Source organism: Frankia sp. CcI156, from assembly GCF_001983015.1.
In the GTDB taxonomy this organism is placed as follows: Bacteria; Actinomycetota; Actinomycetes; order Frankiales; family Frankiaceae; genus Frankia; species Frankia casuarinae.
The window spans coordinates 110,135-128,642 of the sequence record NZ_MOMD01000014.1; the positions used below are offsets into that span (position 1 = coordinate 110,135).

An 18,508-nucleotide genomic window follows, 5' to 3' on the forward strand; every position below is an offset into this window, starting at 1 on the left:
GGGTTCGAGGCGGTTGGTGCGGAYGGTCTGATTCCTAGGTAACGCTAGACGAGCGTTTCACCGGCGGACCAGCCGCCACGTCCGGTGTGTGCGGTACGCCCCACATTGTTTAGCAGACGTTAAGGAAGTGTGGATCTGATGGTGCGTGTCCCGGCTGGTCCGGGCGGGTGCGGCCGGATGATGGGCTGGCTGCCTGCCGGGGACCGGTGAGGGCGGCGGGGGTTACCGGCCCGGCGGGGGTTACCGGCCCGGCGGGGGTTGCGGGGCCGTGGGGTAGGGGGGTGGCGGGGATTGGTCTTGGGCCGTCGGGTACTGGGCCGTCGGGTACTGGGCCGTCGGGTACTGGGCCGTCGGGTACGGGGAGAAGACGGGAGAGGGTATCGATCTCGGCCGGTTCGCCGTCAGCCGATGGTAGGCACGCCGGGTTCGCTCGGCCAACACGGCGGACAGGTAGGCCCAGCCCGGCGTGCCGGGCGGCGGCGGTGGTGTCACGACGGCCCRCACCTGCCGGACCAGCCCGCTGCCGAGGCGTTYGAGGGCCTGCGGGGACAGCTCGTGCGCCCGGCCGAGGAACTGGCGGGCACGCAGGGCCAGAGCATCATCCAACCCGGTGAGGTCGAGGGTGGCGGCCCAGCCGACGAGCTGGGGCGGGACGGACGGCGGCGCTCCGCCAGGGCGCGGCACGCTGGCCTGCAGGACGACCGTGCCGGCGAAGACGTCCCCCAGCCGCTTCGCGTGTTTCGACACCAGCATGCTGATCACCGCGGGCAGGCCCAGTAGCAGTCCGGGACGTTCGACGACCGCCCCGACCAGACCCCGGGCGAACGCGTGCCGGAAGTGGATGGGACCTCCGTCGTCGCGGACGACACGCAGCCCCATGGCCATCTTGCCGAGGGTCCGCCCGCGCGTCAGCGTCTCGCAGGTGACCGGATACCCGAGCACGACGCCGACGTAGACCAGCAGGAATACCGCGGCGATCAGGGCGTCGTTGTCGGGCCGCACGATCAGCAGGGCCGCGGCGCCGACCGCGTAGAGGATGTAGAGCTGGATGAGCAGGTCGAGCAGGCCGGCGATCAGACGGGAGCCCAGCCGAGCCACCCGCAGTTCGATGGTGATCGCTTCACCTGTGACGATCGCCTCACCCGTGAGGACACCCGTGCCGGCGAGACCGGCGGATCCCTTTCCCGTGACGACCTGGTTCATCTGGGCCCCCCGGGACCTCGATGGGTATCCGGACATCACCTTATGGCTTACGCCGCCCGGTTCGATCCTCCTCGCCGGGTGGTGCCGCCGACGGCGGTGAGGACGGTTCGGACGCGTGCGGCTCGAGGTCTGGGAGGATCTCGACGGGCTGGGAGGATGAGACCGCCATGGATCTCGATGCGTACGTCGCCGTGCACCGTCCGGAATGGGTCCGGCTTGGTCGGCTCGTCGACAAGGCCGGCCGGCCGCGGCGGATGGCACCGGACGAGCTCGACGAACTGGTCGAGTTGTACCAGCGCACGGCTACCCACCTCTCGGTCATCCGCAGCCGGTCGTACGACACGACCCTGGTCGACGATCTGACGAACCTGGTGGCGCGAGGCCGGGCGGCGGTGGGCGGCGCACCCGACCCCGGCTGGCATGTCGTCGGCCGTTTCTTCGCGGTGACGTTTCCGGTGGCCGTGTACGAACGCCGATGGTGGGCTGTCGCGACGGCGCTCGGTTCCCTGCTCGTCGCGCTGGCCGTCGGTCTGTGGGTCGTGCACGACGCCGAGGTGCAGGCGAACCTGCGTGCGCCGGACGCGGTCGCGGATCTGTGCCGCCACGACTTCGCGTCCTACTACACCGAGAATCCGGCCTCGTCCTTCGCCAGCCAGGTGTGGACGAACAACGCCTGGGTGGCCGCGCAGGCGGTGGTCTCCGGGGTGCTGCTGGGTCTCCCGACCCTGCTGGTCATGTTGCTGAACGCGCTGAATCTCGGCGTCGTCGGCGGATACATGTCCAGCTGTGGGGAGAGCGGGCAGTTCTTCGGCCTGATCCTCCCGCACGGCCTGCTGGAGCTCACGGTCGTGTTCGTCGCGGGCGGGGTCGGGCTGCGTCTCGGTTGGACGATCATTGCGCCGGGTCCGCGCAGGCGGGTGGAGGCCTTGGCCGCCGAGGGGCGCGCGGCGGTGGCCATCACGATGGGGATGGCGCTCGTGCTGGCCGCCTCCGGGCTGATCGAGGCGTTCGTGACCCCGTCGGGGTTGCCCACGGCGATCCGGATCGGGATCGGCGCGGTAGCGTTCGGCGGCTTCATCGCCTACGTCCGGCTGTATGGCGGCCGGGCGGCCGCGGCCGGAGAGACCGGTGACATCGACACCGGACGCGGCGGCGCCGACCTGCTCCCGGTGGCCTGAGCGCGGGTACACCGACTACCCGGCACCATCTCATGGGTGGCGAGCACCATCGGTTTTCAGAACGGGGGCTCCGGCCGTGGTTGAAAGCCACTGCTCGGTGATCCTCCTGAGCTCGCCGCTGGCGGTCAGTTCCGCCAGCGCGGCGTTGACGTTGCGCACCAGCGGATTACCCTTCTCGAACAGCAGGCCGAACTGCTCGGGCTCGCCGGTCGAGGGAAACTGACCGATGATGACGGAATTCTCGATCTCGGTGGCGGTCAGTTTGAACGCGGTGGGCAGGTCGACGACGATCCCGTCGATCGGGCCGTTCTCCAACGCGGTCTCGGCCTCGTTGGTGTCGTTGAAGACGGCCGGCTGCGCTGCCGGTTTCACCTGCTTGTTGATGGCGGTCAGACTCGTCGTGCCGATCGCGGCGCCGAGCTTGGCGTTCTTCAGCCCGGCGAGAGTCGTCACGTGCGCGATACGTGAGGATCTGAGCGCCACGACGGCCTGCGCGACGTCGTAGTAGCCGCTGCTGAAGTCGACTGCCTGCCGCCGTTCCGGCGTGATCGAGATCTCGTTGATGTCGAAGTCGAAGTTCTTCGCGCCGGGTGCGAACGAACTGTTGAACGGCACGTTCATCCAGTGCACCTGCGCCGCGGTGAAACCGAGTTTCGCGGCGACGGCGTAGGCGACTGCGCTCTCGAATCCCTGGCCGCTCTCCGGTCTGCCGTCGGCGAACCACGGCTCATATGCCGGTGAGCCGGTGGCGATGGTCAGCTGGCCGGGCTTGACCAGGTGAAGGGAGGCCGACCCGGTGGTGCCCGACGAGCCCGGGGTCGAACCACCCGACGACGCGCAGGACGCGAGTGCCAGTACCGCCGCGACCACCAGCGCGAGAGCGGCAGGCCGCCGTGGGCGTTGCATGGAAGACCTCCTGAGATGCCCCACCCTCGCGGATGGGCGCCGGAGCGCGGACTCTCGGGTCGCGCCGGCCTCGGGCCGGGCGGTGGGAGGGGCATGGTGTGCCTCGGCCGGCCAAGAACCGCGGAAACCGGCCTCCTGGACAAGGGCGCGACGCGGTCGGTGCGATGTCCCGTGACGCCGCCTTGGCAGCGGCCATCCCCGGACCATGCTGGTCAGAGTACCGTCTACCGCCACGGAACCATCCGGGGACACCGGCCGGCCCGGCCGGCACCTCGCGAAATCACCTTCGATGATTTCGCTGAGATAGTCGTCTAGAGCCGGCCGAGGGATTTCAGGGTGAGGTAGATGTCGGTGACGGCCGCCGCGTAGCCGCTCGGCGGTGCGTCCACCACCTCGACCCCGCGGCGGCGCAGCGTCTCGGTGAGCTCCCGTCGCCGCAGCAGAGTCTGTTCGGCCGCCGCGGCCGCGTACACCTCACGGACGTCACCTCGGCCGGTCGTCATCTCGTCCACGCGCGGGTCGCGCAGCGCCGCGACCACGACAGTGTGCCGCGCGGCCAGCGTCGGCAGAGCCGGGAGCAGCCCCTCCTCGATCACCGCTGGTACCAGGTCGGTGAACAGGACGACCAGGGACCGCCGCGAAGTCCCGCGCAGCACCGTCGACACGATTCCGCCATGATCGGCCTCGATCAGGGCCGGTTCCAGGGTGGCCATCGCGTCGCTCATCCGGGCGAGCAACCCGTGATCGTGCCCGCCTGGCAGGGTGATCCGAGGAACGCTGTCGTGCGCCACGAGACCCACCTGGTCACCCGCGCGTAGCGCCACCGCGGTGAGCAGCAGCGCGGCGTCGAGCGCGTGGTCCAGTCGGGGGGTATCGCCGATTCGCCCGGCCGAGGTCCGACCCGTGTCGAGTACGCAGACGACCCTGCGGTCACGCTCCGGTCGGAAGGTACGGACGACGACGGTCCCGCGCCGGGCGGTACCCCGCCAGTCGATCAGCCGAACGTCGTCGCCGATCACATAGTCCCGCAGGCTGTCGAACTCGCAGCCGGCGCCCGCGCCGCGGATGGCGACCTCGCCCTCGACCTCCCGCAGCCGCGCGAGAGCGGCCGGCAGATGGCGGCGTGACGTGAACGGCGGCAGCACTCGGACCCGCCATGCGCAGTGATGCCGTCCCTGCCGGCCGGCGAGGCCGAGTGGCCCCAGCGAACGGATCGTGATGCGGAACGGCTCCCGGTCGCCGCGCCGGGTCGGATGCAGCGTCGTCTCCAGGAAGCGCCGCTCCCCCGCCGGAACGGTGACCCGGTGCTCCCGCGGCCGGGACCCCGAGGACGGCGGCCAGGCGTCGCGGATGTGGGCACGCACCGTGYGGGTGCCGCCGTTCGTGACGCCGAGCACCAGCGGAACGGGCTGACCCAGCCGCCCGGCGGTCGGTCCGGAGCGGCTGAACTCCAGCGTGCGGACCCCACCCGCCAGGGCGAGGTCGAGGGCGACCAAGCCCACCACCACCAGGTCGACCAGCACGAGGGTCAGGCCCGGGGCGGGGGACAGGACGACGACCAGCGCCCCGAACAGGGCCAGTGCGACGGTACGGCCGGTGATCGCCACCGTTTCCGCCTACCGGGGCACCGGAACGGTGGCGAGTACCTGTTCGAGCACRACATCGGCCGTCACGCCGTCCAGTTCGGCCTCCGGACGGAGGCTGATCCGGTGCCGCAGGGTTGYCCGGGCCAGCGCCTTGACATCGTCGGGGGTCGCATAGCCGCGTCCCGACAGCCACGCCCAGGCCCGGGCCGTCGCCAGCAGCGCGGTGGCGCCGCGGGGGGACACCCCGAGCTGTACCGACGGTGCCGCGCGGGTCGCCCGGGCCAGATCGACGATGTAGGCCAGCACCTCCGGGTGGACTGCGACGGTGAGCACCGCGGCGCGGGCCGCCGCGAGGTCCGCTGGTCCCGCGACCGGGTGGACCCCCGCGGCGGGCAGGTCGGAGGGGTCGAACCCGTCCGCATGGTGGGCGAGGACACGGACCTCGTCGTCGCGGGGCGGCAGTGGCAGCGTCACCTTCACCAGGAAGCGGTCGAGTTGCGCCTCGGGAAGCGGATAGGTGCCCTCGTGTTCGATCGGGTTCTGGGTGGCGAGGACTGCGAAGGGGGCCGGCAGCGGCCGCGGGACGCCCGCCACACTGACCTGACGCTCCTCCATCACCTCCAGCAGGGCGGCCTGCGTCTTCGGCGGAGTCCGGTTGATCTCGTCGGCCAGCAGGAGGTTGGTGAAGACCGGGCCCTCCCGGAAGGTGAACTCGGAACTGCGGTTGTCGTACACCAGCGAGCCGGTGACGTCGCCGGGCATGAGGTCCGGGGTGAACTGCAGGCGCTTGGTGTCCAGTGCCAACGCGGTCGCGAGCGTGCGGACCAGCAGCGTCTTCGCGACGCCGGGCACCCCCTCGAGCAGTGCGTGTCCCCGGCACAGCAGGGCGATGACGAGCCCGCTGACCGCCGCGTCCTGACCGATCACCGCCTTGGCCACCTCACCGCGCAGCGCGATCAGGGACCGGCGGGCCGTCTGCGCGTCCGGTGGTGCCGGCTGCTCTCCCGGACCCGGCGCCGCGGCGGACGACGATGCGGTCGAGGGCGGGGGGGCTGTCGTCGGCGCGTCGATGCGCGGGGATGTCACCGTATGCCTACCTGTCGATCGAGCTCGTCGAGCGCGTGGGCCAGCGCCAGCAGCGCCGCGTCCTGCGTATCGCGTCGAGGGGCGCCGACGCCGGCCCGGGGAACGCCGGCCCGGGGAACGCCCGCCGCGGCGGTCCGCTCGGATCCGCCGTCGCGATACCGTCCGGCCCCGCCGGATGCCGCCCGCTGTCCGTTCTCGGCCGGGTAGCGGCCTGACTGGTACCAGTCCCTGGCCCGCCCGAGGTGACCGGGCGGTCCGGCGGTCTGCGGCGGCATGCCCGAACCGTACAGGAGCGATCCGATCTCCGAGGGTGACCGTCCCGTCTGCTCGCTGGCAGTGGTCACCAGAGCGACGGGATCGGGGCTCAGGGAACCGGCGGGGGTCCAGATCAGGGGCAGGCCCATCCGTTCGGCCAGCCGGACGCGCGTCCCGGCCCGCAGCGCGTCGGCGGTCCTGTCCCGGGCGTGTGCCGCCGCGTACAGTCGCCCGCGTCCCTCGACCGTCTCGGCCGCCCGGACGACCACCGGAAGGGGCTCCGGCACCGGCGGCCCGAGCCGCCGGCCACGCCACAGCGCCAGCAGCGCCAGGACGACGACGATGTGCAGAAAGGTCCACCAGAAGGCGGACGGCAGCAGATCCATCATGCTTTTCGTGCCGACCCCGCCGGCCCCACCCGCGTCGGGTGTGATCCAGGACAGTACGGGTTGCCGGGCGAGCAGGCCGAGGGCCAGCGCCGCGTTCCCCGTGCGGCCGAGGTGTTCGTTGGTGAGGAACCCCGCCGAGCCGAGCAGTACCAGCCGCCCGCCACCGGCGCGTGGTGAGCCCGATCGGGTGGGGGTCAGCACGGCGAGGCGTGCCTCGCCGTGCGGGTCGCCGTAGCACAACGAGACCGCCATGTCGCCGAGACCGGCTCCGTCGCCCTGGCGGGTGAAGGTCTCGTCGGCGCCGATCGAGGTTGTTCCGGCCGTGGTCGCCTCGGGCAGGAGGCACCGTGGATCACTCTGCTCGCCGCTGGGCGCGGAGCCTGCTGTGACCACCCCGACATTTAGGGCACCGAGCACCGTGGCGTCCGGCGCCACGAGGACGACGTCGGCGCCCTGCCAGACCCGTCCGAGCAGGGCGATCAGCTCGTCATGGGTGAGCCGTCCCGGATGGACGACGACCAGCGTCGCCCTACCGCCCGCCCCGGCTGGACCGACCCCGCCGCCCAGACCACCGGGGTTCGGCCCCTGCTGCCGGCCGCCGGAAGGGTTGTCCGTGGCGGAGACGATGATCCCGCGTGCCCGCAGGATCTCGGCTAGGGCCCGGGTTCCTCCGGGCTCGGCGGAGGCCACGTCCAGGTAGGCCTGGCCGTCGGGCCGCCCGGCCAGCGCCGAGACGACCACGTAACAGAGGACCAGGACGCCGAGGACGGCCACCACGAGGATCCCGCGGCGCACCGCTGGGGGCCTGGGACCGCTGCGCAACGCGCTCGGCGACCCCCGCCCGGACCGGCCGCCGGCCGTCCCGCCGCCACCGAGATGGTCGCCGGTGATCGCCGGGGCGCCGGGGATGGTCATGCCGGGACCGCGAGGGTGCCGGTGCCGCCGGTGCCGCCGGTGCCGTCTGTGCCGTCTGTGCCGTCTGCGCCGTCTGTGCCGTCTGTGCCGTCTGCGCCGCGACGCAGCTGGATCAGGGCGCGGTCGGCCTCGACCAGGACCCGGTAGCCGGCCGCGGACCCCGGGCGCCCGCCGTACCAGATCTCGCTGAAGACCTCGACCGCCGCGGCGAGCGCCGCGGCCGGCTCGAACGCCGTGCCGGGTCCATCGCCCGCCGCGCCCGTCGTCGCGCCCGGCCGGTCCGTTCCGCCCCGGGGTTGCCCGCCGTCGGGGGACGGCGCGATTCTCGCCACCTCCTCGACGAGTTCACCGGCCGTACGGCCGGGGCGCGGATCGAGCACGCCCTTCTCCTCCAGCATCCGCACGATGGCCCGTAGCCGGGACCGAACCGCCTCCGCATAGGCTCCGCCGGCGGCGTGGCCGTCAGCCTCGGCACGCAGCTGCGCCGCGGTTGACGAACTGGACAGGTCGTTATCCTCCCGCCTGGTACGCGCGCTGCGGCGCACCGGGCCGAGCCACCACCGCAGCGCCACCGCCACGACGACGAGTACGAGGACGAGCGCGAGGACCCCGAGACCACCCGACCCTCCGCCGAGGCCGTCTCCGCCGGGGAGCAGCCAGTGGACCAGATCCCCGATCCTGTCGTCGATCCACCGGACCGCCCGGCTCCACCAGCTGGGTTCGGAACTTCTGTAGAGGTGCCTGGAAAGTTCCCGCCGAGCCTCCTCCCGAGCTCCGTCCCGAGTGACAGGACCGCCGAGCGTCATCCGGAGGGCCGCAGGCCGGCGGTGCGGGCGCGGGCCGCCTCGGCGAGGGTCACGTCCAGACCCTCGCGTCTGATCCTGAGGTCGACGTAGAGCAGGACGACGGCTCCGGAGACGATCGGCGTGGAGATCGCGGTGGCGAGCAGACTGCCGATCGCCTGGACGATGTAGCCGGTGACGGTGAGATCACCCCTGATCGGGTCGCCGAACACCGACTYGGAGGAGGCCATCACGATGCTGGCGGCGATGGCGAAGATCGCACCGAGGAACCCCGCCACCAGCATGGCGAGCAGCAGAATACCGAACGTCCGCCACCATGATCCACGCACGATCGCGATCGACCGTCGCAGCGCGTCGCGCACGGTGCCGCCCTCGAGGACGTACGCGGGCGTGGCCAGCGCCAGGTAGACCCCGACGACGATCGCCCCGACCAGCAGCGCGATCAGCCCCAGTACCACCGACAGCGCCACGATGACCGTGAGGCCGAGCAGGCCGGGCAGCCGCGGCGCGACCCGTCGGACCGCGTCGATTGTGGTGATTCGGCTTCCCAGGATCGCCTCGCTCACCACGACGCTGAGCACCCCGGAAAGAAAGAGCCCGAGGATGAGATCGAGACCGAGCATCGCGACGGTGATGGCGGCCCTGGCGCCCGGCGACGCGTCCTCGCCGCTGATCGCGACGGTGGTGGACACCGTCTCCACCACCGCCGCGGCCGCCACCGTCACCCCGACGGTCGCGCCGGGATTCGTGCGGATCGTGGCGAACGTGCCGTCCAGGATCTCGCCCAGAGCGAGGGGGCGCAGCGGGATGATGCCCGGTTTCGGGACGGCCGGGCCCCACCGCCACTGTCCCCACGGGCCCTGCGGGGCRCCGGGCGGCGGGGTGCCGGGCGAGGCCCAACCGGGTCCGTCGGCCATCGGTGTGTCTCCACTCGTCGCGGTCGGTGTCGAGGTTCGGTGTCGAGGTTCGATGTGTCGAGGTAAGGATGCCGTGCTTGTGGTGGGCATGCCGCGGCCACTGTGAGGATTCTGTGCTCTCGGCCAGGATGGATGCTGGCGATGCCGGCGGAATTACGCGGTCTGGCCGGGATGTGCTGGCCGGGACGTGCCGGCCGGGACGTGCCGGCCAGGCCGGCCCCACCTCGGCTGCGGGGCCGGTGGCCGACCGCGTCGCCCGGGATTGTCCACAGCCGCTTCGCGACTGCCGGGGGCGGTATCCACAGATCACCACTCGGGGCTGGTCGGCCCGCGGCCCGCGGCTGATCCTTCCTGTCATGCCTCGAGCCACGTTGTCCCTGCTCACCAGGAATCTTGCGATTCTCGCTGATCTGATCATGCCGCTTGCCTGCGCCGGATGCGGCGACTGGGGGGCGTCGGCGTGCCCGGCGTGTGTCGCCGAGCTTCGTGGTCCCGTGTTCCTCGCCGCCGCGGGCTCCCTGGCCACCCCGTGGCGGCGAGGGCTGCCGCCGTGCCTGGCCGCCGCCCGCTACGCCGACCGGGTCCGGGCGCTCCTTCTCGCCTACAAGGAGCGTGGCCGGCGCGACCTGGCCGGTCCGCTGGGCGGTGCGCTCGCCCGCGCGGTAGCGCGGGCGGTGTCGTCGGGCGCGGTGGGTGCCACCGACGTGCATCCCGGTCGCTGTCCTCGCGGGCGCGGTGTGGTGCTGGTCCCGGTGCCTTCGAACCGCGCCGCGCGGCGTCGGCGTGGTTTCGACCACCTCGAGCTGCTGTGTTCCGTGGCGGCCGCGGTCCTGCGCCGACGCGGGCACCGGGTCGGAATCGCTCCCGTGCTGCGGCCGGTGCGGCACACGGCGGACCAGGCCGGGCTGGGGGCGGCGGCACGGTTCGTCAACCTCACGGGCGCCTTCGGCCTGGTCGGTCCTGCCCGCACGGCCCGGCTGGTGCGGGCCGCCGACGATCTCTCGGACGGACCTCCCGCGGACCCGCGCATCGTCGTGGTCGACGACGTACTGACGACGGGAGCCACGGCGGGTGAGGCGGTACGGGCCCTACGAGCCGGCGCCCTGCGGGCGAGCGCCGTCGCGGTGGTGGCCGCTTCGGGCCCGACGCGCGGACGGGACCGCTTGCTCGCAATGACGGGGCCGTCGGGGTGAAACTACCAGTACGCACCGCCTGACCAGGCAGTCGGCGCAACGGCCGAGTGGCCCGACGGAGCGGGAGTGACCGCTTGTCGGTCGCAGTGCACTCGTCGTGCGGATACCGGGCCGRCGGACGGAGTAGCGCCGCCGCTGAAGGGAAGGGAGCCGAATGCGGGCAGCCAGCCGYAGAACGTTGGGAAGGTGCGACAACCGTAGATAGGGCGCCCGGGRGATCGTCTCGGCCCCGCGGAGACGGTTCCCTCCGGAAGTTCCGAGACACCGGCGCACGGTCGGCAGCCTTGGCGAGGGCCGTGGGCGTCGGACAGGCGAACAGGAGGTGGATCGCGTGGACATCGTGGTCAAGGGCAGGCACACCGCGGTTCCGGAACGGTTCCGCAATCATGTCCAGGCCAAGCTCGCCAAGTTGGAACGGCTGAATTCCAACATCATCCGGGTGGATGTCGAGCTGTCGAAGGAACGCAACCCCCGGCTGTCCGACGTCTGCGACCGGGTCGAGCTGACCGTGTACTCACGGGGTCCGGTGATCCGGGCCGAGGCCGCCGCGGCCGACTGCTACGCCGCCCTCGACCTGGCCGCCGGCAAACTGGCCGAGCGGCTGCGCCGGGCCGCCGACCGGCGGGTCCGCCACCACGCCAACCACGCTGGAGCCAAGCCGACCGGGATCACCTCGGTTCCGCTCGGCAGTCTCATGCCGTTGGAGGGCACGAAGCCGGCGGCTGCCCTACCGACCGGTGCCGAGGAGGCCGGTGCCGCCGGAAGGAGCGGCAGCGGCGGATCCAGGCCGGTCGTCGCCGCCCCGGCCGACGAATCCACCGCCAGGATCGGTGCGGGCGAGCAGAGCGAGCAGGCTCCGCTGATCGTCCGGGAGAAGACCCACGAGGCGGAGCCGATGTCGCTGGAGGAGGCCCTGTCCAACATGGAACTGGTGGGGCATGATTTCTATCTCTTCCTCGACGTCGATCTTGGCCTCCCCAGCGTCGTCTACCGGCGGGTCGGTTACGACTACGGTGTCATCCGGTTGTCCGGTTCGGCGGCGGCCGGCAGGTCGGGGCCGGCGGGCGCCGATCAGCGGGACGAGCGGCCGTCGCCAACCCGAGGCGCCTTCGTGAGCTCGGCCGCCGCCGTTTAGACGATCTGAAGGCCGCGTCCGCCGGCCGACGTGCGACCATTTGCCTCGGGTGTCGGAGTACACGGCGCACCGCCCCGCGTGGAGGCACGCGGGGCGGTGCGCCGCGGGCAGTGGTCCAGGGAGGTCAGATGACGGTGGAGGAGCAGCGCTCTGAGGAGATGCTGCCGACGCCATCGGAGGCGAACCCCATCCGGGTGCTGATCGTTGACGACCATGCGCTGTTCCGGCGTGGGCTGGAGATGGTGCTGGGGCAGGAGGTTGACATCGAGGTCGTCGGGGAGGCCGCGGACGGTGCCGAGGCGGTGACCATGGCTAAGGAGATGGCGCCGGACATCGTGCTCATGGATGTGCGGATGCCGCGCCGTGGCGGGATCGACGCCACGAGCGCCATCAAGGAGGCTGTCCCGAGCGCCAAGATCGTCATGCTGACCATCAGCGACGAGGAGGCCGACCTCTATGACGCGATTAAGGCGGGGGCCATGGGCTACCTGCTGAAGGAGATCTCTATCGACGAGGTCGCCGCGGACATCCGCGCCGTGTACGGGGGGCAGAGCCTCATCAGCCCGTCCATGGCGTCGAAGCTGCTCAGCGAGTTCGCAGCCATGATTAAGAACAAGGATGACCGTCCGCAGCTCCCTACCCCCCGGCTGACCGACCGGGAGATGGAGGTGCTGCGGCTCGTCGCCAAGGGCATGAACAACCGTGACATCGCCAAGCAGCTCTACATCAGTGAGAACACGGTCAAGAACCACATCCGCAACATCCTGGAGAAGCTCCAGCTGCACTCCAGGATGGAGGCGGTCGTGTACGCGGTCCGGGAGAAGCTGCTCGAGATCACCTGAGGCCCGGTCGGGGGGGCGTCACCGCGGCGCGGGATCGTCCGGTAGGAGCGATCCCACCCAGCAGTCCCTCCGGTTACCGTCGCCCAGCAGCAGGGCCCGGCGCAGGGTGCCCTCCACGGTGAAGCCGGCCTTCTCGGCCACGCGGCGAGACGCGAGGTTGCCCACCGCGGCCCGCCACTCGATCCGGGCCAGCCCCAGAGCTCCGAAACCCCAGCGGGTCAGCGCGGCAACGGCCTGGGAGGTCACTGCCCGCCCGCGCGCCGGCGCCGCGCACCAGTAACCAATCTTCGCGTCGCCGTCGCCGGAGAGATCCGTCAGTCCGACCGAGGCAAGGAGTTGCTCGGTCGTGGCATCCACCACCGCGAACAGCGCCCCGGTCCCGCTGGCCCAGCTCTGCGGCGACTGGCGTGAGACAAAGTCCACCGCGTGTTGGTACAGATACGGCGTCGGGACTCTCGTCCACCGGCTTATCTCCRGGTCCTGGCAGGCCAGGTGTACGGCGTCGGCGTCCCGGGGGTGCCAGGGGCGCAGATGCAGACGGCCCRCCGTGATCTCCGCCGGTTCGAGAGGTGCCATGCTCCAACCTTGCACCGGCCGCCACCGTTGCCGCCGATCCAGGGCACCCATCCGCGCTCCCGGTCGTTGGACAGTGCGGCGTGGCATGGGCGGACCATGCACGCCGTGTTGTCATCCCGTTCTGGTCGTTCCCGTCCGTACGACCCCTGGCCTCGCTCGCCGGCACCCCTTCCCGTCGCCCGCTCCTCACCGGTCCCAGCCGGAGGAACCGCGCGCGGATGGATGTTGTAGGCGGCTGTCGAAGGGCTAGCATCGTGGGGTCGGTGACCTCGCCGACGCGCCTGCCGGAGGAGTTTCGCCCGTGGTACTAGACAAGATCTTGCGTGCCGGCGAGGGCCGGATCCTGCGCAAGCTCAAGGCGATCGCCGAGCAGGTGAACCTGATCGAGGACGACTTCACCGGCCTGTCCGACGGTGAACTGCGAGGCATGACCGACGAGTTCCGCCAGCGGCTCGCGGACGGGAAGGAGACCCTCGACGACCTGCTGCCCGAGGCCTTCGCCGCCGTGCGCGAGGCGGCGCGGCGCACGCTGGGCCAGCGGCATTTCGATGTGCAGATCATGGGGGGCGCGGCCCTTCATCTCGGCAACATCGCCGAGATGAAGACCGGTGAGGGCAAGACGCTGGTCTCGACCCTGCCGACCTACCTCAACGCGCTGGCCGGTAAGGGTGTGCACGTCATCACCGTCAACGACTACCTCGCCCAGCGCGACGCCGAGAACATGGGCCGGGTCCATCGTTTCCTCGGCCTCACCGTGGGGGTGATCCATCCGCAGATGCCGCCGCCGGTCCGGCGGGCCCAGTACGCCTGCGACATCACCTACGGCACCAACAACGAGTTCGGGTTCGACTACCTCCGTGACAACATGGCCTGGAGTTCGGAGGAGCTCGTCCAGCGTGGCCACAACTTCGCGGTCGTCGACGAGGTGGACTCCATCCTCATCGACGAGGCCCGCACGCCGTTGATCATCAGCGGTCCAGCGGATCATCCGACCAGGTGGTACACGGAGTTTGCCCGGATCGCCCCGCTGCTCGAACGCGATGTCGATTACGAGGTCGAAGAGGGCAAGCGGACGGTGGCCATCACCGAGTCCGGGGTTGAGAAGGTCGAGGACCAGCTCGGCATCGAGAACCTCTACGAATCGGTGAATACCCCGCTCGTGGGCTACCTGAACAATTCGCTGAAGGCCAAGGAGCTCTACAAGCGGGACAAGGACTACATCGTTACCGACGGTGAGGTTCTCATCGTCGACGAGTTCACCGGCCGCGTGCTCCACGGTCGTCGCTACAGCGAGGGAATGCACCAGGCGATCGAGGCCAAGGAAAAGGTCGAGATCAAGCAGGAGAACCAGACCCTCGCGACGATCACGCTGCAGAACTACTTCCGGCTCTACGACAAGCTCTCCGGCATGACCGGTACCGCCATGACCGAGGCGGCCGAGTTCCACCAGATCTACTCGCTCGGGGTCGTCCCCATCCCGACGAACAAGCCGATGGTCCGGCTCGACCAGCCGGACGTCGTCTACAAGACCGAGATCGCGAAGTTCGACGCCGTGGTGGAGGACATCGCCGAGCGGCACGAGAAGGGCCAACCGGTCCTGGTCGGCACCACCAGCGTCGAGAAGTCCGAGTACCTCTCGAAGCAGCTTCGCAAGCGTGGTGTGCCGCACGAGGTGCTCAACGCCAAGCACCACGAGCGGGAGGCGGCCATCATCGCCGAGGCGGGCCGCAAGGGCGCCGTCACGGTGGCGACGAACATGGCCGGTCGTGGTACGGACATCATGCTCGGCGGTAACCCGGAGTTCATTGCCCAGGCCGAGCTGCGCCAGCGCGGCCTCTCGCCGATCGAGACCCCCGAGGACTATGAGGCGGCCTGGCAGGAGGCCCTGGAGAAGGCCAGGCAGTCGGTGAAGGCCGAGCACGAGGAGGTCGTCGACGCCGGCGGCCTGTACGTGCTCGGCACCGAGCGGCACGAGTCCCGGCGCATCGACAACCAGCTGCGTGGCCGGGCCGGCCGGCAGGGCGACCGCGGTGAGTCGCGCTTCTACCTCTCCCTCGGTGACGATCTCATGCGGTTGTTCAACGCGGCCGCGGTCGAGGGCATCATGGATCGGCTGAACATCCCCGAGGACGTCCCGATCGAATCGAAGATCGTGACTCGGGCGATCCGGTCGGCCCAGACCCAGGTCGAGGGGCAGAACTTCGAGATCCGCAAGAACGTCCTCAAGTACGACGAGGTCATGAACAAGCAGCGCACCGTGATCTATGAGGAGCGCCGCAAGGTTCTCGGCGGTGCCGATCTCCACGAGCAGGTGCGTCACTTCGTTGACGACACCGTCGAGGGATACGTGCGCGGCGCCACCGCCGACGGGTACCCGGAGGAGTGGGATCTCGACACGCTCTGGACGGCGCTCGGGCAGCTCTACCCGGTCGGTGTGGTGGCACCCGATGTCGATGATCGAGACGGGCTCACTGCCGATCACCTGCTCGAGGACATCCAGGTCGACGCGCAGGAGGCGTACGACCGGCGGGAACTCGACCTCGGCGACGGCCCCGACAGCGAACCGATCATGCGGGAGCTGGAGCGACGGGTCGTCCTCGCGGTCTTGGACCGCAAGTGGCGCGAGCACCTCTACGAGATGGACTACCTGCAGGAGGGCATCGGGCTGCGGGCGATGGGACAGCGGGACCCGCTGGTCGAGTACCAGCGTGAGGGTTTCGACATGTTCCAGACGATGATGGAGGGYATCAAGGAGGAGTCCGTCCGGCTGCTGTTCAACGTCGAGGTCCAGGTTGCGGGGCAGGAGGAGGCCGCCACGTCGGTGGGCGTCGAGCCGGCCGTGTCCGCTGCTCCCGCACCGCCGGCCGCAGCCGCGACCCTGCCCGCTCCGGCGGTGCCGACGATTCCGGACGGCGCCGGTCCCGTCGCGGACGCGCAGCCCGTTCGCCCCGCGGCGGCCCGTCAGACTCCGCCACCCCCTTCACCGGTTCCGTCCGCACCGCTGCCGGTCTTCGTCAAGGGGCTCGAGCCGCGGCGGCCGACCGGTGGCCTGCGCTACACCGCGCCGTCGGTCGACGGTGGATCCGGGCCGGTCACGACGGTGGATGGCAGGTCGGGACTGGGCCGCCCGGCTGGAGACGGTGCGCTCAGCGCCGCCCGCGGCGAGGCCGGCACGGCGCAGCCCGGTGCGGGCACGCGTCCCGCTCGCAATGCGCCCTGCCCGTGTGGGTCGGGCCGCAAGTACAAGCGCTGCCACGGCGACCCGGCGCGCCGCAACACCGAGTGATCCATCTCCGGGACCGGTGGCCGCACTAACCCACCTGCAGGGTCGTCACCCGCCAGCGTCCGCTGKACGACTCCATGCGCAGCGCGAGTGCGGCCACCCGGGCACCTCGGCTGATGACCGCCGAGACCTCGGCGACTCCGGGGCGCGGTTCGCTGACCCGTACGCTGCGGACCTGACCCCGCCTGCGATCCGTGGTCTGGGCGACGATGCGTTCGAGATCGTTCTGCAGGCGGGGCGTCGTCCATCCGGCGAGATGCGAGGCCGGGCGCACCCCGCCGAGCGTCTCGACGATCGCTCTGACGATGACCACCGCCGTTTCCCGGGGCGGTGGGTTCGTCCGGCTCCCGGCGGGGTGTCCCGGCCGCGGACCGGCTACCGGATCGAGACCCGGCACCGCGTGTGACGCCGCTGATCCCATGCCTGTGCCCGTGACCGTGCGCTCGGGCATGGCGAGGTGCCGAGGAGTCCGATCGACCGTCGTGCCACCGGGCTCGGTCTGGCCGTCCGCACCGCCACGGCCGCGTGGCGGCCCGCCGGGTCCCGACGGGCCGCCACGGCGGCGTCCGCCGCCTCCCGGGGCGGTCACGGGCCGGCCTGGACGATCGGCGGTGGTGCGTCCGGCCGGCCGCACCCGGGGTCGGGGCGGCCTTGTCGACGAGCCGGTCGGGGCGCCGGCCGACGAGGAGCCGGCCTCGTCGTCATAGGGCGGTTCGTGGGGGGTGATGGGAAGGCGGCGCATTCCGGGGGCCGGAACTGGACGCCGGGGCAGGGTCAGGGCGTAGGTGGCGGTCACGGCAGGCTCCGGAAGTGGTGGGCGGGGTCAGGGCCCGGGGGGTGGTTTCAGGCGTTGGCCGGGGAAGATCAGATTCGGGTCGTGGCCGATCAGGTCGGAGTTGGYGGCCCACCACCGTGGCCACTCGGCCGCGATCTGCTCCTGCGTCGCGTTCGGGCCGAGATGACGGGCCGCGATGGACCAGAGACTGTCGCCGCGGAGGACGACGATTTCCGCCGCCTCGACGCCGGGAGAGGTCCGGTCGGTACCCGGGAGGCTCATGGGCCTGCCCGTTCCACGAGGGGCCGGCGGCACGATCGGATCCCGGGCCGGTACCGATGCGATCGGAGCCGCCGGTCCGGACGATGTCGGGTTGGACGATGTCGGTCCGGACGATGTCGGGTTGAACGATGTCGGGTTGAACGGTGTCGGAGTGATGGCCGCGCCGGGCGCGGCCGGGCTGCTCGGGGAGGTGGTGGCGGGTCGGTCCAGGTCCGGCCAGCCGGCTGTGGTCGTGCGAGCCGTGGTGAGCCGAGTGAGGGCGCCGGGGTCAGGGGCGGTGTGCACCGGGTTTCCGCCGGCGGCGGAAACCGGGGCTGGGGGCGGCGTTGGCGAGCCGGCCGCCGAGGTGGTCTCGTGCAGGTCCACGACGGGGATCGCCTCACCGAGACCGGGAACCGAGATCGTTGGGGTGGGGCTGGTCGCCGGGACGGCACCGGCACCGGGTTCGGGAGAGGACGTGGAGCCGGCAGGGGAGACGGGGCCGGCAGGGGAGACGGGGCCGGTGGAGGAGACGGGGCCGGTGGAGGAGACGGGGGGTGTCGCGGGGGCGTGACCGGCGGAGGTGCCGGCCGGGGGGCGATCGAGGTCGGGGAAGCCGGCTATCGGGTTCGGGGGATGGCCGACGGTGGTGGGCCGGTCCAGATCGGGCAGTGCGGCGGTGGCGCCCGCACTGACACCGGTCCCCGCAGGTCCGGTGGCCGCGGAGGCCGGGACCGCGGCGATGATCGGCGCCACCCCGGTGACGAGTGTCACTCCGAGGCTGATCTCGAGCATCCGCCGGATCGTGCGGGGAACGATCCGGCGGGCCAGCGCCGCGCTGAGCCGGCCGACTCCGCCGGGGATAGCCGACAGCGCGCCGAGCAGAACCCCCAGGCACAGCCAGAGCAGGCACACCCAGGCGACGCCCCCGATGATCGTGGCCAGCGCCTRCTCGGGCGCGGCGGCGAACCATTCCGGGGCGGCCTCGACGCTCTCCGGCAGGTCGGCCAGCCGGGGGCCGAAAACGATCAATATGATCGCCGTGATTGCGGCCGCGGTCGCGCCGGCGAACCGCGCCAGCGTCTGTCGAGCCGCCCTCGCGATCATTGTGGGTGCTCCTGTCCGCCGGATGCTGTCGAACTCGTTCGTTTGCCTATGTTTGCTTGTGTAAACCCCTGAAATCTCGCTGTCAACCCTGCTTGTGT

Annotated in this window: 15 protein-coding genes; 5 read left to right on the forward strand and 10 right to left on the reverse strand. The window is 71.2% G+C overall.

Annotation, left to right across the window (positions count from 1 at the left end):
* Positions 1 to 240: 240 nt before the first annotated feature.
* Positions 241 to 1,203: an RDD family protein gene (locus tag CcI156_RS06740; RefSeq protein WP_076804798.1), complete on the reverse strand. Its 963-nt coding sequence runs from the start codon at positions 1,201 to 1,203 to the stop codon at positions 241 to 243.
* 167 nt (positions 1,204 to 1,370) lie between these two features.
* On the opposite strand from CcI156_RS06740, the gene CcI156_RS06745 reads away from it, so the two are divergent.
* Positions 1,371 to 2,381, forward strand: coding sequence for a stage II sporulation protein M (locus tag CcI156_RS06745; RefSeq protein ID WP_011435209.1), 1,011 nt, complete (start codon positions 1,371 to 1,373; stop codon positions 2,379 to 2,381).
* Between the two features lie 30 nt (positions 2,382 to 2,411).
* Here the strand turns inward: CcI156_RS06745 and CcI156_RS06750 are convergent, their stop codons facing one another.
* The 6 genes from CcI156_RS06750 to CcI156_RS06775 form a co-directional block, all read right to left on the reverse strand.
* On the reverse strand, positions 2,412 to 3,287 hold the full coding sequence (locus tag CcI156_RS06750) for an ABC transporter substrate-binding protein (protein WP_011435210.1): 876 nt from the start codon (positions 3,285 to 3,287) through the stop codon (positions 2,412 to 2,414).
* A gap of 311 nt (positions 3,288 to 3,598) precedes the next feature.
* The gene (locus tag CcI156_RS06755) at positions 3,599 to 4,894 is read right to left on the reverse strand and encodes a DUF58 domain-containing protein (protein WP_076804800.1); all 1,296 of its coding nucleotides are present in this window, start codon (positions 4,892 to 4,894) and stop codon (positions 3,599 to 3,601) included.
* 9 nt (positions 4,895 to 4,903) lie between these two features.
* On the reverse strand, positions 4,904 to 5,959 hold the full coding sequence (locus CcI156_RS06760) for a MoxR family ATPase (RefSeq protein ID WP_076804803.1): 1,056 nt from the start codon (positions 5,957 to 5,959) through the stop codon (positions 4,904 to 4,906).
* On the reverse strand, positions 5,956 to 7,518 hold the full coding sequence (locus CcI156_RS06765) for a DUF4350 domain-containing protein (RefSeq protein WP_023839912.1): 1,563 nt from the start codon (positions 7,516 to 7,518) through the stop codon (positions 5,956 to 5,958). The genes CcI156_RS06760 and CcI156_RS06765 overlap by 4 nt, the downstream gene beginning before the upstream one ends.
* Positions 7,515 to 8,324, reverse strand: a complete 810-nt coding sequence (locus CcI156_RS06770; RefSeq protein ID WP_023839913.1) for a DUF4129 domain-containing protein — start codon at positions 8,322 to 8,324, stop codon at positions 7,515 to 7,517. Before CcI156_RS06770 ends, CcI156_RS06765 begins: the two co-directional genes overlap by 4 nt.
* Positions 8,321 to 9,238: a hypothetical protein gene (locus CcI156_RS06775; protein WP_254847296.1), complete on the reverse strand. Its 918-nt coding sequence runs from the start codon at positions 9,236 to 9,238 to the stop codon at positions 8,321 to 8,323. The genes CcI156_RS06770 and CcI156_RS06775 overlap by 4 nt, the downstream gene beginning before the upstream one ends.
* A 356-nt stretch (positions 9,239 to 9,594) precedes the next feature.
* Between CcI156_RS06775 and CcI156_RS06780 the strand changes: the two genes are divergently transcribed.
* The 3 genes from CcI156_RS06780 to CcI156_RS06790 all read left to right on the forward strand — a co-directional run bounded on the left by CcI156_RS06780 (position 9,595) and on the right by CcI156_RS06790 (position 12,408).
* Positions 9,595 to 10,431 (forward strand): ComF family protein, encoded by an 837-nt coding sequence (locus tag CcI156_RS06780; RefSeq protein ID WP_011435216.1) that lies wholly within the window; start codon positions 9,595 to 9,597, stop codon positions 10,429 to 10,431.
* Between the two features lie 331 nt (positions 10,432 to 10,762).
* The gene (gene hpf / locus CcI156_RS06785; RefSeq protein ID WP_011435217.1) at positions 10,763 to 11,566 is read left to right on the forward strand and encodes a ribosome hibernation-promoting factor, HPF/YfiA family; all 804 of its coding nucleotides are present in this window, start codon (positions 10,763 to 10,765) and stop codon (positions 11,564 to 11,566) included.
* A 128-nt stretch (positions 11,567 to 11,694) separates the two neighbouring features.
* A complete protein-coding gene (locus CcI156_RS06790; protein ID WP_011435218.1) occupies positions 11,695 to 12,408 on the forward strand; it encodes a response regulator transcription factor in 714 nt (237 codons plus the stop codon).
* A gap of 18 nt (positions 12,409 to 12,426) precedes the next feature.
* Here the strand turns inward: CcI156_RS06790 and CcI156_RS06795 are convergent, their stop codons facing one another.
* Complete coding sequence (locus tag CcI156_RS06795) at positions 12,427 to 12,984, reverse strand: GNAT family N-acetyltransferase (protein ID WP_076804805.1); 558 nt, start codon at positions 12,982 to 12,984, stop codon at positions 12,427 to 12,429.
* 301 nt (positions 12,985 to 13,285) lie between these two features.
* Here CcI156_RS06795 and secA point away from each other — a divergent pair, with 301 nt between their 5' ends.
* Positions 13,286 to 16,270, forward strand: a complete 2,985-nt coding sequence (gene secA, locus CcI156_RS06800; RefSeq protein ID WP_011435220.1) for a preprotein translocase subunit SecA — start codon at positions 13,286 to 13,288, stop codon at positions 16,268 to 16,270.
* A 25-nt stretch (positions 16,271 to 16,295) separates the two neighbouring features.
* On the opposite strand, the gene CcI156_RS06805 is transcribed toward secA, so the two are convergent.
* Together CcI156_RS06805 and CcI156_RS27465 are read right to left on the reverse strand one after the other, a co-directional pair.
* On the reverse strand, positions 16,296 to 17,009 hold the full coding sequence (locus CcI156_RS06805; RefSeq protein WP_371681772.1) for an Rv3235 family protein: 714 nt from the start codon (positions 17,007 to 17,009) through the stop codon (positions 16,296 to 16,298).
* Positions 17,010 to 17,090: 81 nt separating this feature from the next.
* Positions 17,091 to 18,410, reverse strand: coding sequence for a LysM domain-containing protein (locus CcI156_RS27465; protein WP_076804810.1), 1,320 nt, complete (start codon positions 18,408 to 18,410; stop codon positions 17,091 to 17,093).
* Positions 18,411 to 18,508 lie beyond the last annotated feature (98 nt).

Excerpts from the sequence above, each read along its gene's own strand:
- CcI156_RS06745 (WP_011435209.1), top strand. The coding sequence starts at position 1,371 with ATGGATCTCGATGCGTACGTCGCCGTGCACCGTCCGGAATGGGTCCGG.
- CcI156_RS06750 (WP_011435210.1), bottom strand. The coding sequence starts at position 3,287 with ATGCAACGCCCACGGCGGCCTGCCGCTCTCGCGCTGGTGGTCGCGGCG.
- CcI156_RS06765 (WP_023839912.1), bottom strand. The coding sequence starts at position 7,518 with ATGACCATCCCCGGCGCCCCGGCGATCACCGGCGACCATCTCGGTGGC.
- CcI156_RS06770 (WP_023839913.1), bottom strand. The coding sequence starts at position 8,324 with ATGACGCTCGGCGGTCCTGTCACTCGGGACGGAGCTCGGGAGGAGGCT.
- CcI156_RS06780 (WP_011435216.1), top strand. The coding sequence starts at position 9,595 with ATGCCTCGAGCCACGTTGTCCCTGCTCACCAGGAATCTTGCGATTCTC.
- CcI156_RS06790 (WP_011435218.1), top strand. The coding sequence starts at position 11,695 with ATGACGGTGGAGGAGCAGCGCTCTGAGGAGATGCTGCCGACGCCATCG.